The organism is Sporosarcina sp. QA0331 (assembly GCF_055808055.1).
In genome coordinates, this window is record NZ_CM147850.1 from 167,452 (window position 1) to 182,528 (window position 15,077).

Below are 15,077 nucleotides of genomic sequence, written 5' to 3' on the forward strand. Positions count from 1 at the left end.
TATTGATAAACACAGGGGGATTGGGAATGAGGAAACTCTTGCTAGGAGGCGTGTGCTTGATCGGCATACTAAGCGGCTGCACGGACCAGACAAATGCAGATCAGACTAACGAAATTAATGAACTGAAAAAGCAAATCGAGCAAATCTCATTAGAAAAAGATGCTCTTGTAAATACGTTAGAGGAGGAAAAAAAGGCGCTCGAGCTAGACTTGAATCAACAAGTAAATAATGATTATTCGATGATTATCGCAAAAGATATTGAAAAGTATCCGCAAACTTTATATAAGACAACCGCATTGGACATGGATGGGGATGGCGAAGAGGAAGTAATTGAATTACATGTGAATGCTGGAAAAACGGAAAATGGGGTCTTTACTTGGGACGATGGACAAACCTGGTTGTTAGTAGTAAAAGACGGCGAGAAAACCTACCCGCTTTTTGATGACTTTGTTCAGCTAGGCTCGATTGATTTCAGTACGGCAAGATTTGATGGGAAACCGGGAATTGTGATGATTATGAGGTCGCATTCTGATAGTAAGGTACAGAAATTCACATACGATAAAAATGAAAATGGATATCAGAAAGAGACTTTTTATAAGAAAGAAAATACAAATGATCAGGATAACGAGCCGGCCTCCTATGCCTTTTTCAACGATGCATATAAATTAATGAACATGGCATTTACAACTAAAATGTTGCCGGTTCTAGAAGCTAGTGAGAATAGCCTTCAGGATAATGAGGAGAGAAGGGCAATCATTGAACCGATCTTAGAAGGTGCTTATAATGCTGAGCGATTGCTGGAGATGGCTGCGGAGTTGAATCGGGAGCTGAATGTTTCTTTAGATGGCACGATTGACATGTTGAACCAACTAATTAACAAGCCGCCGACTGCTGAGCAAATGAATCAATTACAATCAATTCATGATGTATTCAAAGATATCGAAACAGAAGATATAATAATGAAGGAGGAGAATCGGATTCATCCTGAGATTCGAGAGAAGTTTCAAAGACTTGATTTCATTCGTTAAAATAAGGAGAGAACCAAATGTCTACAACAGAAATCAGAAAAAACATCGTTATCTATGCACCTATCGAAACAGTATGGCCGTACGTCTCAACAGCTGATGGGATTGGCGCTTGGTTCATGCCGAATGATATGGAACCGGTCGAAGGAAAGGAATTCACTTTGCAAGCAGGTCCATGGGGAGAATCACTATGTAAAGTAACTGAAGTCCAACCGTCAAATCGTCTGTCATTCGACTGGGGAAAGGATTGGCAAGTTCACTTTGAATTGAAGGGGATCGATGACCAAACTGAATTGACCTTCATTCATGCCGGCTGGGAGGATGGCAAGCAAACGGAGTTCGGCGAATCGCATGATGTCGTTCGACCGCGCATGTCCGGAGGCTGGGATGGACTATTGGCGAAGCTGAAAAAAACGATTGAGTCAAACAACTAAATAATTGCGAGAATTCATACACCCTCCTTCAATATCATGATATATTCAATATATTGGGGGAGGGGATTTCTTTGTCACAACGCTTAGCATTCATAGTTGTCCTATTAGGGGCGGTGCTCTGGGGGACGACCGGCACTGCGCAAACTTTCATGCCGCAAACGGTCCATCCATTGGCGGTCGGTGCCTCAAGACTCGCAGTAGGCGGCTTCACATTACTTGTTATCATGCTTCTTCTTCGCAAAATCGATTTTCGGAACTGGCCATGGAAAGCGACAATTCTTTCAGCATTGGCGATGGCGATCTTCCAATACTGCTTTTTTACATCTATTCGGTTGACCGGAATTGCCATCGGAACAGTTGTAGCAATCGGGAGTGCGCCGATGTTCTCAGGTGTCATTGAATGGCTACTATTGAAAAAGCGCCCGTCAAAAGTATGGTTGACGGCAACATCGCTTGCCATTGTCGGATGTATATTATTATTTTCGAATAAAGAGGGACTCGTCGTCAACCCGGTCGGCATCTCGCTATCTTTAATCGCCGGACTTCTATTTGCCTTTTATACATTATTCAACAAAGAAGTATTGGAGAAAGCGGATGCGATTCCTTCAGTCGCTGTCATTTTCTCAGTGAGCGCCATTATGCTCATGCCATTTCTTTTCATTTTTGAAACGGAAGGGTTGCTCACCGTTCCCGGCATCTCGACAATGATTTATCTCGGCATTGCGGCAACAAGCGTGGCGTATATCTTATTTTCAACAGGTCTACGGCATATCCCTTCGTCATCCGCCGTGACACTTTCTTTGGCCGAACCGTTAACCGCCGCTATTTTAAGCGTAATCGTCGTAGGGGAAAGGCTGGATCTTGTTTCATGGAGCGGAATCGCCCTACTATTAGGCGGAATCCTCGTGTTAACGTTCAGCGGGCGAAAAGAAAAGGCTGCCATTCAATAGGCAGCCTTACATCACATTCTAATTACGCATAAATCGTTCCAACTACGCATAAAACGCCGCAAAAGCGCATAAAACGATAAATTCGCTCATAAATCAATAAAACTACGCATAATTTCCTATAATCGCGCATAAATCGCTAAAATCACGCATAACGGACGGTCACAGCATTACTCCGCCTTCAACTTCACATACAGCCTTGTCGCAAAAAAACCTATAATAATTAACAACGACGCCAGTATGCCGCCTTCCAATCCGAACGCTCCACCTGTCAGCCATGCATTCCCATCTTCCACAGACACATTATAAATCCCATGCGGCGCAGTTCCGCTCACTGCAAATCCGAAAACATTCCCTTGAAAGTAATTCCATGTAATATGATAGCCGATCGGCAGCCATAAGCTCTTCGTCGCGTCGAACATATAGGCGAATAAGATACCGACTAATGCGATGTTGACCAATCCTAATACACTGACATTCGGATTCGTTCCGTGTGCCAAACTGAACACGACCGCAGAGACGACATAGACGAGCCATTTCGGATTTCCGCGCTTCTCCATCGTCGACATAACGTACCCTCTGAAAAACATCTCTTCGAAAAAGCCGACGAGAATGAATAAAACAAGAAAGGAAAATGCATACACGGAAAACTCGGGATTCGTGAATGAATTAAGCATTATCACATTACCGGAAGCCAATAGAATAAAGAAAATGATAGCGATGGACACAGCTCCAAGCAAAAGGCCGAAACCTAAATCTTTCAGCGATCCTCTGAAGCCCAACTCTTTCAACGTTCCTTTATTGACAAAACGCCATAACAATACCGTTGCAAGCATTCCGCCAACTGTCCCGCCACCTTGGGTTAATAGAAAAATCCATGGATGTCTGTCGAATGCAGCCATGATATCCATATCGTAATTTCCGTCTTGAAACGGGAAATCGACGATTGCGAGCAAAACTCCTCCAGGCAGCGCAAAAATCTGCTGTGTGATGAACATCGATGCGAACGCCAAAAAGATCAGCCAGCCCGCGCGCACTTGATTTGAATTGTTTTTGAACAAATAATTCCCTCCATTCTACTCAAATATATGCTAAATAGAATAACTGATTCGATGATCTTTAGGTGAAACGCGTCGAATAGCTCCGATCAAAAGTAAAAATAGAACATCCATGATAAGAACGCCAATTACTGAAATTAACGATAAAGCTACCCATCCATCGCCTGCGACATTCATTGAAAACGATAGGAGTGCCAAGGAGAAAAGGTGAATAGAGACATAAAATTTAAGAGTTGTTTTCGTCCGATTTTGCAGCGATTGATTGCCAACCATTTTAACTACATCTATCAATACGTTGAATAAATAATAGGCAATCACTAGTTTAAGTACTGACAAAAGCGTCCCATAGATAGACCACCCGATAGACAGCGTGGTATCGGTTAGGTTCACAAATACAGAAGGCACGGACACAAGCATGCCAATCAATCCGACAATCATTGCCTTTTTTGCTCTAGGAAAAGCATCTACAAGCCTAGTACATCCGGCGAAGATCAAATAATAACCGATAGGGTCCATGAACAGGTCAATCATGACATGGAGTCGGAAGAAGATGAAAAGGTAACCCCAGAACATATAGCGCAACGCTTTATTCACCCGAATCCCTCCCTGTCTTCTCCTCGATGATTCGATTCACGTCGTCCTGTGTTAAATATGGGAAAAGATTGTAGTGAGCATAGTTTGTGAATGGTTTTCCCTGCTCCGTTGTTCCAGATATACGGATGGCGAATTCGAAAGGGTTCACAAAACTTTTTTCTTTAAAATTGACTCTGAATGTCACAGATTTATCCTTCTCTAATTGAATTGGAAGCTTGAGGGAATCCAGCGGTTGCTCCGTTTGTTTACCGCTGATCGTGAAGCTGAACCTGTCTTCAATCGGTTCATTGAAAGGGAAGTCGATCTTCTCGATTGCCGATGGCTCGGTTGCTCGGAATGTATCCCAACTCGAACCGTCATTACTGCTTCCGCTAGATGGCTGCTCTAACGCCCTAGTGTCTTCATTCCAATAGTACCTCTTTGGATGGATGATCACTTCCCCGATGGACGCGGTTGATGATCTTCCGTCTGAATAAAACACTTCCATTTCGTTGAATGATTGTTCCTCTGTATTATCGCTGAACGACCGTAATTTGACTGTTATGCTTCTTAAATCTTGATGATTATACGTGTCAATTGCATAAGGAGCAGCGGTATCCGTATAGAAAAAGTCACGCTGCGGAAAGCCTTCGACATCACCTAATCTTATATAATTGATATAAGAGTGATCGTTTTTATTCGCTATGTAGTAGAAGGTGACATAGTTATGGTCATGTTCATCCGTCGTCGTTTCTATATAATGATCTAGAAAAATGGGCTCATCCAATTGTTTCGAGTGTGCGTATAATGAATTCGCAATCCAACTGATTGCAATAAGTCCGAGTGCCGCCCAGAAATAACGTTCTTTCACAGTCATCCTCCTTCCAACCTTTTCCTTTGTCCGTTTATTGTCTCAAATCAGATGTGGGAATGCACCTGTTAATTTATTTAAAATTGTGGAGGAGGGAAGTTTACCACCGATTCGCACCCCGTCACCACCGAATCAAGAGTTTATCACCACTCAGCTCGTCTTTATTACCGTTCAACCATTAATTAGGAGCCTTTTTATGCATTAATATGTAGTTTTTTATAGTCGTCCATCTGTTTATGATGTTGAAAGAAGTTTATCATCGACTCGCAGCTGGTTATCACCGGCTTGCTCGTGGTTATCACCGACTCTCTTGAATTTATCGCCGATACACTTACCAATCGCCCTCAGATGCCGGAATGATCCCCTCATCCGAAAAATAAATAAAATGATGGGAACACATAAAAGTTTTGTGAATTTTTGTTATCCTGTTATTTAACTAGAATTTTTCAACTATTAATTTCTTAGAGTCGTCTAATAATTGAAGAGCATTGAAGGGGGGGTGACAATTGGATTATAAAAAAGAGACATTGGATGAAATTATGAAGACATATGGTACAAGCGTGTTTAAACTTTGCTATTCATATGTTAAAAATAATCAGATTTCGGAGGAGATTACACAAGAAGTTTTTCTTACTTGTTACATGAAGTTAGATGATTTTAAAGGTGACTCAACATTGAAGACTTGGTTATATCGAATTGCGATCAACAAGTGCAAAGACTATCTTAAAAGTTGGAGTCATAAATACACGATAGTAACTAGTCACCTTAGTATATTTTCTCGTGACGAAGAAATAAATACGCCTGAACGACTAGTAATGTTAAGCGAAGGTAAAAAGCATCTGATAAACAGCATTATGAACCTACCAATCAAATACAGGGAAATACTTTTTTTATATTACTTTGAGGAACTAAATATTAGGGAAATCTCTACGCTGTTGGTCGTTAATGAGAATACATTAAAGTCAAGAATTGTTAAATCGAGAGAACTGTTAAAAAGTAAATTAGAAAAAGGTGATGTGGATGTTAGAAAAGCAATTGATGGAATTGAAAGAGGATATGAATAACTCCGTTTTTAAGGATTTGGTGTTTAGTCAAGAACATAGGAGTGTTGTTTTAAATAAATTAGATGCAAAAAAGAAGAACCTTTTTAATACGAAACTTATCCTTTCATCCACCTTTTCAGTATTAATCTTTTGTGTATTATTGCTATCGACTATACAAATCAAGGATGGAAATTTAATAGGCCGCGATTCTGGCTCACAGTTTTATCCGCTTGAATTAAATGAACAACTATTGATCGATGCAAAGAATGGTATATTTAGTCCCGTTCCTTCTATAACCTACGGTATGACGTTGGATGAAGTTAAAGGATTATTAGGTGAACCTAACACTGTTAAAACACTTAGTGAAATTGATACCGTATTTACGTATGGAGACATCTATTTGCAATTTACTAAAGATGAATTAAAGTTTACTAGTATTAGTAACATCCCTCACATTACGAAGGAAGACATGATAAAGATTTTTGGAAGACCCGATTATGAAGTTTATAATGAAGAGCGGGGTCATGGTATAGTCAGATTCTCAGTCGGAGATTCTTTATACAAAAAGTGGCACTTTAACTGCTTTGTTGATATTCATGATAAAAACACAATAAGCAGTATACAATTCTCTAAAGATATCATTCTGTTTGGACCGCTAGACCAATAAACAAGCTAAGCTACCATGCACAGACACAATCCAACGAACACAAATTGTGACTGTGCATGGCGGCCATGTTTTACAAAGCTTGTTTTTCCAGCCTTTCTACTTCCACATCAATCTGTCCTGTATCAATCCTTTCAAACAGCGGTTTCACACGAGGCAATACCAATTCTCCAAGTTCGATTTCCTTCCATTCGGGTTTTCGCAGTTTAAGCATCGTTTGCACTTCCTCGCTCGAAAACGGTAGGAAAGGGGAGAGGAGCTGGGCTAAGTTTGCGATGATATATACGCATGTCGCCATTGTCCGTTCACATGCCGCTGCATCCTCATTGACCTGAATCCAAGGCTTCTCATCGTCAAAGTATTTATTAGCTCGTCGGATAAAATCGAATATCGTTTCAATCGCTTCTTTAAAATGTCCAGTCTCGATGCGCTCGCCGACAATTCTGTAAAGATCCACAACGGTCTTTTTAATTTCCCCATTAATCTCCGCATCTGGGACAACGCCGTCATACGATTTCTCGATAAACTTCAACGTCCGGTTCACGAAATTCCCGTAAGCGCCCAAAAGTTCGGAGTTATGGCTATAAATGAACTCGCGCCATGAAAAATCAGCATCTCGATTTTCCGGAGCATTCGCAGTCAAAAAATACCGCACCGAATCGGGGTGATAGCGATCCAAAATATCCGGCACCCAAACTGCCCAATTTTGGCTCGTCGACAATTTGCGCTTCTCCAATGTCAAATATTCATTGGAAATGACATGTGACGGCAATGCGTCCTCTTTGCCAATCCCCATAAGAATGGCTGGCCAAATGATCGTATGGAAGGGGATATTGTCTTTGCCGTGCACATAGTAGGAGACCGTATCTTCATTCCAAAACTCTTCAAAATTGGTGCGGTTCAAAGCGGCCCACTCCTGGCTCGCGGAATAATAGCCCGTCACCGCCTCGATCCACACATACACTTTCTTATCCTCATAGCCTCTGACAGGAATGCCGACGCCGTTCGTCAAATCTCTTGAGGCGGCACGGTCACGAAGGCCTTCCCGTAAATAACGCTGAGATTGGTGAATCGCGTTTTCACGCCATCTTCCTTCCGTTTTGGCATCCGCAACATATTTATCAAGTTCCTCTTGAAAAGCACTTAATTTGAAATAAAAATGCTCCGTTTTCCGTACAGTCGGCTCATTTCCACAAAGCTTGCATGTGCGCTCCGTCAAATCAAGCGGATCCAATATGGAACCGCAATTGTCGCATTGATCACCACGCGCTCTGCTTCCGCAATATGGACAAATCCCCTCGACGAATCGGTCGGGAAGAAAACGCTCGTCAAATTCGCAATATGTCTGTTCCACTTCTTTTTTGAAGATAAAACCGCAATCCAATAACGTTAAAAATACATTCCGGACAACTTGGTGGTGAAATCTTCCGTCCGTCCGCGTGTAAATGTCATACGAGAATCCCAATCTTGAAAAACAGACGATAAATTCCGTATGGTAACGGTCAGCAATTTCCTTTACAGACACTCCATCTGTATTCGCCCGGATCGAAATAGGAGTCCCGTTGCAATCACTTCCCGAGGCGTAAAGAACCTTCTCACCTATCAACCGGTAATACCTCGCTAAAATATCTCCCGGCAACAGCGCCGCGATATGCCCAAGATGCAGCGATCCATTCGCATACGGCCAAGCCCCTCCGATAAAAACACTCATGTAATTTCCTCCTCTGAATAAAATAAAAAACCCCGCCCCTATCGATAAAAACCGATAAGGACGGGGTCTATCACCCGTGGTACCACCTTACTTCGCAAGCAGCTCACGCTGAATGCCTCCAAAAGTACGCGCCAAAAAAGCGTTATACTTTGACGTGGATAACAAGCGCCAACTCTCGTCGCATCCTACTAGTCCGAAGACGTTCAGTGCGCGGCTCAAGGATCATGTTCAAAAGATTTGTCCACTTCATTTCCACCGACAGAAGCTCTCTAGGCGACATCCTCTTTTTACTTTTCCCTCTCATTGCCTTTAGTAAGATGTAGTTGAAATGATTATAGTCGTTTGATTCAGAGAAATCAATAGTGTTTACCAATTCGTAGGCGGACGCTTTTGGTCGTTCTTATCTTCATTAGTTTTGTTGTTTTTATTTTTCACATTGTCATTCTTCCCGATGACGCCCATATCATCAGGGCTAATATCGAATCCGTATCCGAATTCCTCACGATCCAACGTATTGCCTTTTTTGATTTTCTTTTCTTTTGTCATGCTAAATTCACCTCCCGATGAATAAAAGCATGTGTTAGTTGACTGGTGATTATGCGTGTAAGGCTATTCTTATGGAATCGGGCAATGTGTTTATCAATGGTCTGCCTGGAGCACTTGAAGCTGTTCCCGTTTTTGCTCTGCAGCTGCAACCATATTGCGCAAGGAGGCGATGGTTTCTTCATGCTTCCTCGTTTTTAAGCCGCAGTCGGGATTTACCCAAAATTGGTCAGGAGATAGCACTTCAAGCCCTTTATCGATAATGGATGCCATTTCATCGGTCGACGGAACGCGTGGGCTATGTATGTCATACACGCCTAAACCGATTCCTTTGTCGTAATGAAACTCATTGAATGCTTGGACAAGTTCGCCGTGGCTTCTTGATGTTTCAATAGAGATGACGTCGGCATCCAAGGCGCTAATAGAGTTGATGAAATCGTTAAAGTCGCAATAGCACATATGCGTATGGATTTGCGTTGTTTCTTCCGCTGCTGCTGTTGTGATACGGAATGCGTTTACGGCCCAATCCAAATAGTCATTCCATCTTTCTTTCTTCAGCGGTAAGCCTTCGCGCAAGGCTGGTTCGTCAACCTGGATCATATGGATGCCGGCAGATTCCAATGCGGAAACTTCTTTCCGAAGGGCGAGTGCCAGTTGGTTTGCTACTTCCTCCAACGAAATATCATCCCGAACGAAAGACCAATTCAAGATCGTCACAGGACCTGTCAGCATGCCTTTCACTGGTTTGTCAGTGAGGGATTGGGCATAGACTGATTCCTCGACAGTCATCGGTTGATTGAAAGCGACGTCCCCGTAAATGACAGGTGGTTTCACACAACGGGAGCCGTATGATACAACCCAAGCTTTTTCGGTAAATGTGAAGCCATCCAATTTTTCTCCGAAATACTCAACCATGTCCGTCCGTTCGAATTCACCGTGAACGAATACATCAAGGCCAATCTCTTCTTGAATATCTATCCAAGATTGAATGTTCTCTTTTATAAACGCCTCATACTGCTCATTCGTAATTTCCCCTTTGCGCCATTTGGTTCTTGTCCTTCTAATTTCCGGCGTTTGCGGGAAACTGCCAATCGTAGTCGTCGGCAGAAGTGGAAGCGAAAAGGCTGATTGCTGAGCTTCCTTACGTTTATTAAAAGGAAGGTTCCGCTCACTGTCTTTGCTGGAAATTTTGCTGACAGCCGCTTTGACGTCTTCTCGGTTCCTTTCAGGAAGCACTGATAGACGCTCGCAAGCTGCAACGCTGTCTTCAATCTCGCCAAATGCAGTTTCTTCATCTCCATTCAAGTTAGCGGTAATCGTACGGATTTCAAGCAATTTCTCATCCGCAAAAGATAATGCATTTTTAATGGTAGCTTCCAATGCTTGCTCTGAACGTGTCGTAACGGGGACATGCTGCAGGCTGCACGAAGGCTGGATCCACATTCTTTCAGATAGTACGACAGAAGAAAGAGTATGTACCAATTCGATCTTCTCTCGAAGATTGGCTCTCCAAATATTTCGTCCGTCAATAATGCCAACTCCTAATACTTTGTCGGCAGGAAATCCGAGTGTCTTTAGATTGCTTACGTTCTTCTGCAAACCATGCACAAAATCGAAGCCGATTCCGTCAACAGGCAATTCCACTGTTTCCTTATACCATTCGATTGAATCGAAATACGTTTGAATCATGAACTTCAGCTCAGGTGCGGCGGTCTTCAGCTGCTTATAAATCTCGTGAACCGTCTTCATCTCATCTTGTTGAATGCTTGTGGATAAAATAGGTTCATCGAATTGTACCCATTGGACTCCTGCCGCAGACAGTTCCTTTAAAATTTGTTCGTAAAGGGGGAGAAGATGCAATAAGAAGGCAGGTATATCATTGTCCGAATACCCTTTTGACAGCTTCAAAAAAGTGTAAGGGCCGATCAGCACAGGCTTGCCTTCAATCCCTAACAGTTCTTTAGCTTCCCGATAAGCGTTGAGAGGCTTGTTTTCAGTTAATGAAAGTTTACGATTCTCAAACTCTGGCACGATATAGTGATAATTTGTATTGAACCATTTTGTCATTTCGCTCGCGACGACATCATCATTTCCTCTAGCCATGGAAAAATAAGTGGATAGTGAAACGGCGCCGCCTTGCCAATCGTAACGTTCCGGAATCATACCGAACATAACAGCCGTATCCAACATCCGATCGTAAAATGTGAAGTCGCCGACTGCAATTTTATCGATTCCTGCATCCTGTTGTTTTTGGAGGTGGGCGAGCCGCAATTTTTGCATATCATTCACCAATTGCTCTTCGCCTATATGGCCTGACCAGAAAGCTTCCAAGTTCCGTTTCCATTCACGATTTTCACCGATATAAGGGTATCCTAACGTACTGCAGATTGTTGTCATACTTCCCATCTCCCATCTTTTTTTGAAATAAAAAACACCTCTAACGGAAGGTTAGAAGTGTACGAAAATGCCAGCTTAAACGGCTATTGCATACTGAAAAAGCATGCAACCTGATTTGCGCATGTATTCTAACACCATCCTATCTACCGTAGGTTTGCAGCGTTATTGAAATAGGCTGGTGTCTGGCTTCAGCGAAATGCTGTCACAGTGGCGGGACCGCGTCGGATTTGCACCGGCTTCCCATTTAAGATCTGAAAGATTTCAGACCACCTATTCCTTAGCTATACGATTTTGTATTTGATTAAAGGTAGCATGTGCAAATTTTTCTGTCAACGGCGACTTGAAGAATAAATCAGAGTTTTTCGATTGTAAATATGGTGTACTAAGGAAAACATGCGCTTGCTTACTGAAGCTTCAGCGACAATAAAAACGGCTTTAATACTTAAACGCTTACCACCGATTCTCGTACAGTTACCACCGATGCAGCCGGCATTACCACTGATGCGCTCTAATTTGGCATTTTTCATGGCAAACTCCATGCAAATCCGATAATATTCGAAGTCAGCAAAACTTTATCACCACTCGGACAACGTTTATCACCACCCAAGCCATCTTTATCACCGGTCAATCATTTTTAGGCATAAATCTGAAGTCGAACAATCCCATCTTAAGAATTTCTTCATAATTCCCATCATGAATTGTTAAGATTTAACCATTACAATTGGTATCATAGAGGAAAGTGAGGTGCGGGTGATGGCGAAGTTCACAGTGCTCGTGGCGGATGATGATAAGGAGATCCGCGATGGGATTGAAATTTATTTGAAAAATGAAGGATATAACGTGTTAAAGGCGGCGGATGGGAAAGAGGCGCTTGAATTGATCCAAACGAACGAAGTCCATCTGCTTATCCTCGACATTATGATGCCAAATATGGATGGGATTACGGCGACGTTCAAAATCCGGGAGGCGCAAAACATCCCGATCATCATGCTAAGCGCGAAGGCGGAGGATACGGATAAAATCCATGGATTGTCGGTCGGCGCGGATGATTATGTGACGAAGCCGTTCCATCCGCTTGAGTTGATGGCGCGCGTTAAGTCGCAGCTGCGGCGTTATGTCCAGTTTGGTACATACGATGGCCAGAAAAAGATTGAAATTGATGGGTTGGCGCTCGATGAAGATGCGAAGGAGTTATCGGTTGATGGGAAACCGGTGAAGCTGACGCCAATCGAATACAAGATTACAGAATTGCTTATGAAAAACGCGGGGCGTGTGTTTTCAATAAATGAGATTTACGAGCGTGTGTGGAATGAAGAAGCGTATAATGCGGAAAATATTGTGGCGGTCCATATCCGCAAAATCCGCGAGAAAATCGAAGCAGATCCAAAAAATCCGAGATATGTAAAGGTGGTGTGGGGCATTGGATACAAAATCGAGAAGTGATTGGAGTGTAGTATTTTCAGTTTTCTCCATTTGCATTGCAGTCGTCACTATCGGATATTGTTTCCCTCACATCCTCGACATGATCGAAAGCGGCTGGGAACGTTCTTCACGGGCAATCGCTTATTTCACACGCATCATTAGAGGGGGCGCAGCCTAATGAAAAATAAAGTTCTTCTAGTCATATGGGCTACGCTTGTTACGATTATGCTGCTGGCCAGTCTTTCATTTGTAAGACAAGGAACGGGGCTGTTCGGAAAGGACTTTTCCGATTCGGATGATATGAAGTGGCGGTTAGACGAGTTTTATGATGTAATCGGTCCTTCCGTTCTAAATCCGATCAATATAGAGGAGGCAAAGAAGAAAATTACAGTATCCGATAGCGAAATTGAAGAGCATCGGACTCGCTATGGCACACTGGCGGATCAGCTTGCTAATATCCATGACCAATACGCACAAAGAATTGCCGATGCAAGGGATGCTAGTAATAACTTATTAAGGGAGACATTGATTGAAGAACGGGATATGAAATTGGAGGATATCCGAAAGAATTTTGAGGGGAATGGACATGTAGAGGCGAAAATCCGTAAAGCGAAAGAAAAGGTTTTAGAAAAATATTTGAATGAAATTAAAAGCAAATCCTATTCACTGCATGTCGCCTATGAATTAAAGAATGTAGAAACTGGTGAGACGTTTTCCCGTGGTGATATTTCAAAGTCTGCTGTTTATAAAAAGAACTTCAATGCAAATAGTGACTACTTAAAGGTGAGCTCATTACCGGGACGCTATTCAGAATGGACAACACCTTATATTAATTACTACGAAGATGCTCATGTGTCTGATGAAGAAATAACTGCTATGGCAAATCCCGTGCAATCTTTTGAAGGTGTTGTCATCGTTCCGAAGGCGGCCTTTGAGAAAGGTGGTGCTTTATATGCCCAATACAAGGATTTCAACAGAGGCAAATATGGTATGTATGCTTTTTGGGTCCTTGGCTTGCTGGCGCTCATCGCCTTATTAACTGTCATGAAGTTTCAGAAGGAATGGGTAACAGGAACACCGATTGCAGATTGGTATTCTGAAGTGAAAATCGATGTAAAGGCAGCGGCATTTTTCATGTCGGCGCTGATTTTATTGGAATACATCAATGGAGAGTCCCACAGTCTGTTGAACTTCTTTACGCAACAAAGACTGGAAAGTTGGGTTATTTGGCTGGGGACCTTCTTTATTGCCGGTGTCATCATGACTGCGTTGCTTGCATTCCAGCTCGTGAACAGTGTGGAACGATGGAAGCGGGAAGGGGTATTTGCGAAGGATGTAAAAAACAGTTTCACGCTCCAATTCTTTAGGGCAATCCGTGAGATGTTCCTGAAAAAGTCGATCGGCGTTCAGTCGTTCATCCTGCTTATCGGATTTTTCCTTGCGGGTATCGGGTTTGTTGGTATGTTCATGTATGGGGTTTTCTTCGTTATTTATATCTTTTGTGTTCTATTCCTTGGCTTGCCAGCGCTCTATATTTTCATTCGTCGTTCAGCTTACTTGAACCGAATCATCATTGATACGGAAAAAATGGCTTCGGGACGTCTGAATGAAGATATCAAAATCGAAGGTCGTTCACCACTTGCAGACCATGCGAAAAATTTGAACAATCTTCGAGAAGGCGTGCGGGTTTCCATGAGCGAACAAGCGAAAAGCGAGAGGCTGAAAACGGAATTGATCACGAATGTGAGCCACGATCTGCGTACACCGTTGACATCGATTATTACGTATACTGATCTCTTAAAGGATGAAACGATTACGCCAGAGGAACGCGCGAAATATGTCGATATATTGGATAAGAAATCGCAAAGGCTGAAGACGCTTATCGAGGACTTATTCGAAGTGTCGAAAATGGCAAGCGGCAATTTGGAACTGCACAAACAGCGTGTCGATTTGACGCAATTGCTCCAGCAAGCGCTTGCTGAGCATGCTGAAGATATTGCCGACTCCGGACTCGATTTCCGGACGTCCCTTCCCGAAGACATGCTTATCGCATATGTAGACGGCCAAAGATGGTGGCGCGTCCTTGATAACCTGATTGTGAATGCTATCAAATATTCGCTCCCAAGCACTCGCGTGTACGTAACTCTCCGAAAAGTAGGGGAGTCCGCGGAATTCGTCGTAAAAAATATTACGAAATACGAGCTTGGAGAAAATGTAGATGAACTATTTGAACGTTTCAAGCGTGCAGACACATCGCGACATACTGATGGGTCCGGACTTGGTTTGGCCATTGCACAATCAATCGTCGATATGCACGACGGGACGATGAAAATCGACTTGGATGGCGATTTATTCAAAGTGACTGTTACCGTGCCGACAAAATAAACAA

General features: G+C 42.7%; 15 protein-coding genes, 1 riboswitch and 1 other annotated feature. Of the genes, 8 read left to right on the forward strand and 7 right to left on the reverse strand.

The genetic code is table 11. The features are described from left to right. Positions 1-26: 26 nt before the first annotated feature. The 3 genes from AC0L13_RS00900 to AC0L13_RS00910 all read left to right on the forward strand — a co-directional run bounded on the left by AC0L13_RS00900 (position 27) and on the right by AC0L13_RS00910 (position 2,409). Positions 27-1,028 carry a hypothetical protein gene (locus tag AC0L13_RS00900; protein WP_473643015.1) on the forward strand — a complete coding sequence of 334 codons (1,002 nt, stop codon included), beginning with the start codon at positions 27-29 and terminating at the stop codon, positions 1,026-1,028. 17 nt (positions 1,029-1,045) lie between these two features. Beyond that, a complete protein-coding gene (locus AC0L13_RS00905) occupies positions 1,046-1,459 on the forward strand; it encodes an SRPBCC family protein (protein ID WP_473643016.1) in 414 nt (137 codons plus the stop codon). 71 nt (positions 1,460-1,530) lie between these two features. Further along, a complete protein-coding gene (locus tag AC0L13_RS00910) occupies positions 1,531-2,409 on the forward strand; it encodes a DMT family transporter (RefSeq protein ID WP_473643018.1) in 879 nt (292 codons plus the stop codon). 167 nt (positions 2,410-2,576) lie between these two features. Here AC0L13_RS00910 and AC0L13_RS00915 read toward each other — a convergent pair whose 3' ends face one another. From AC0L13_RS00915 to AC0L13_RS00925, 3 genes are read right to left on the reverse strand one after another with little or no spacing between them, the layout of a single operon-like run. After that, entirely contained in the window at positions 2,577-3,467 is an 891-nt protein-coding gene (locus tag AC0L13_RS00915; protein ID WP_473643020.1) for a lysostaphin resistance A-like protein, read from the reverse strand. Between the two features lie 30 nt (positions 3,468-3,497). Further along, a complete protein-coding gene (locus AC0L13_RS00920; protein ID WP_473643022.1) occupies positions 3,498-4,058 on the reverse strand; it encodes a hypothetical protein in 561 nt (186 codons plus the stop codon). Next, a complete protein-coding gene (locus tag AC0L13_RS00925) occupies positions 4,051-4,908 on the reverse strand; it encodes a hypothetical protein (RefSeq protein WP_473643024.1) in 858 nt (285 codons plus the stop codon). The genes AC0L13_RS00920 and AC0L13_RS00925 overlap by 8 nt, the downstream gene beginning before the upstream one ends. Positions 4,909-5,414: 506 nt before the next feature. On the opposite strand from AC0L13_RS00925, the gene AC0L13_RS00930 reads away from it, so the two are divergent. Then, positions 5,415-5,972, forward strand: coding sequence for a sigma-70 family RNA polymerase sigma factor (locus AC0L13_RS00930; protein WP_473643026.1), 558 nt, complete (start codon positions 5,415-5,417; stop codon positions 5,970-5,972). Next, a complete protein-coding gene (locus AC0L13_RS00935; RefSeq protein ID WP_473643028.1) occupies positions 5,929-6,618 on the forward strand; it encodes a hypothetical protein in 690 nt (229 codons plus the stop codon). Before AC0L13_RS00930 ends, AC0L13_RS00935 begins: the two co-directional genes overlap by 44 nt. A 70-nt stretch (positions 6,619-6,688) precedes the next feature. Here the strand turns inward: AC0L13_RS00935 and metG are convergent, their stop codons facing one another. The 4 genes from metG to AC0L13_RS00955 all read right to left on the reverse strand — a co-directional run bounded on the left by metG (position 6,689) and on the right by AC0L13_RS00955 (position 11,793). After that, complete coding sequence (gene metG / locus AC0L13_RS00940) at positions 6,689-8,326, reverse strand: methionine--tRNA ligase (protein WP_473643030.1); 1,638 nt, start codon at positions 8,324-8,326, stop codon at positions 6,689-6,691. A gap of 53 nt (positions 8,327-8,379) precedes the next feature. Continuing rightward, positions 8,380-8,639: a binding site (T-box leader), on the reverse strand. A gap of 53 nt (positions 8,640-8,692) precedes the next feature. Next, the gene (locus AC0L13_RS00945) at positions 8,693-8,872 is read right to left on the reverse strand and encodes a hypothetical protein (RefSeq protein ID WP_473643032.1); all 180 of its coding nucleotides are present in this window, start codon (positions 8,870-8,872) and stop codon (positions 8,693-8,695) included. A 93-nt stretch (positions 8,873-8,965) separates the two neighbouring features. Further along, positions 8,966-11,266, reverse strand: coding sequence for a 5-methyltetrahydropteroyltriglutamate--homocysteine S-methyltransferase (gene metE, locus AC0L13_RS00950; protein WP_473643034.1), 2,301 nt, complete (start codon positions 11,264-11,266; stop codon positions 8,966-8,968). Between the two features lie 156 nt (positions 11,267-11,422). Further along, positions 11,423-11,555: riboswitch (cobalamin riboswitch) on the reverse strand. 40 nt (positions 11,556-11,595) lie between these two features. After that, positions 11,596-11,793: a hypothetical protein gene (locus AC0L13_RS00955; RefSeq protein WP_473643036.1), complete on the reverse strand. Its 198-nt coding sequence runs from the start codon at positions 11,791-11,793 to the stop codon at positions 11,596-11,598. A 226-nt stretch (positions 11,794-12,019) separates the two neighbouring features. Between AC0L13_RS00955 and AC0L13_RS00960 the strand changes: the two genes are divergently transcribed. From AC0L13_RS00960 to AC0L13_RS00970, 3 genes are read left to right on the forward strand one after another with little or no spacing between them, the layout of a single operon-like run. Beyond that, entirely contained in the window at positions 12,020-12,709 is a 690-nt protein-coding gene (locus AC0L13_RS00960; protein WP_473643038.1) for a response regulator transcription factor, read from the forward strand. Continuing rightward, positions 12,687-12,866: a hypothetical protein gene (locus AC0L13_RS00965; RefSeq protein WP_473643039.1), complete on the forward strand. Its 180-nt coding sequence runs from the start codon at positions 12,687-12,689 to the stop codon at positions 12,864-12,866. The genes AC0L13_RS00960 and AC0L13_RS00965 overlap by 23 nt, the downstream gene beginning before the upstream one ends. Continuing rightward, entirely contained in the window at positions 12,866-15,073 is a 2,208-nt protein-coding gene (locus AC0L13_RS00970) for a sensor histidine kinase (RefSeq protein WP_473643041.1), read from the forward strand. Before AC0L13_RS00965 ends, AC0L13_RS00970 begins: the two co-directional genes overlap by 1 nt. The last annotated feature ends 4 nt before the right edge of the window (positions 15,074-15,077 follow it).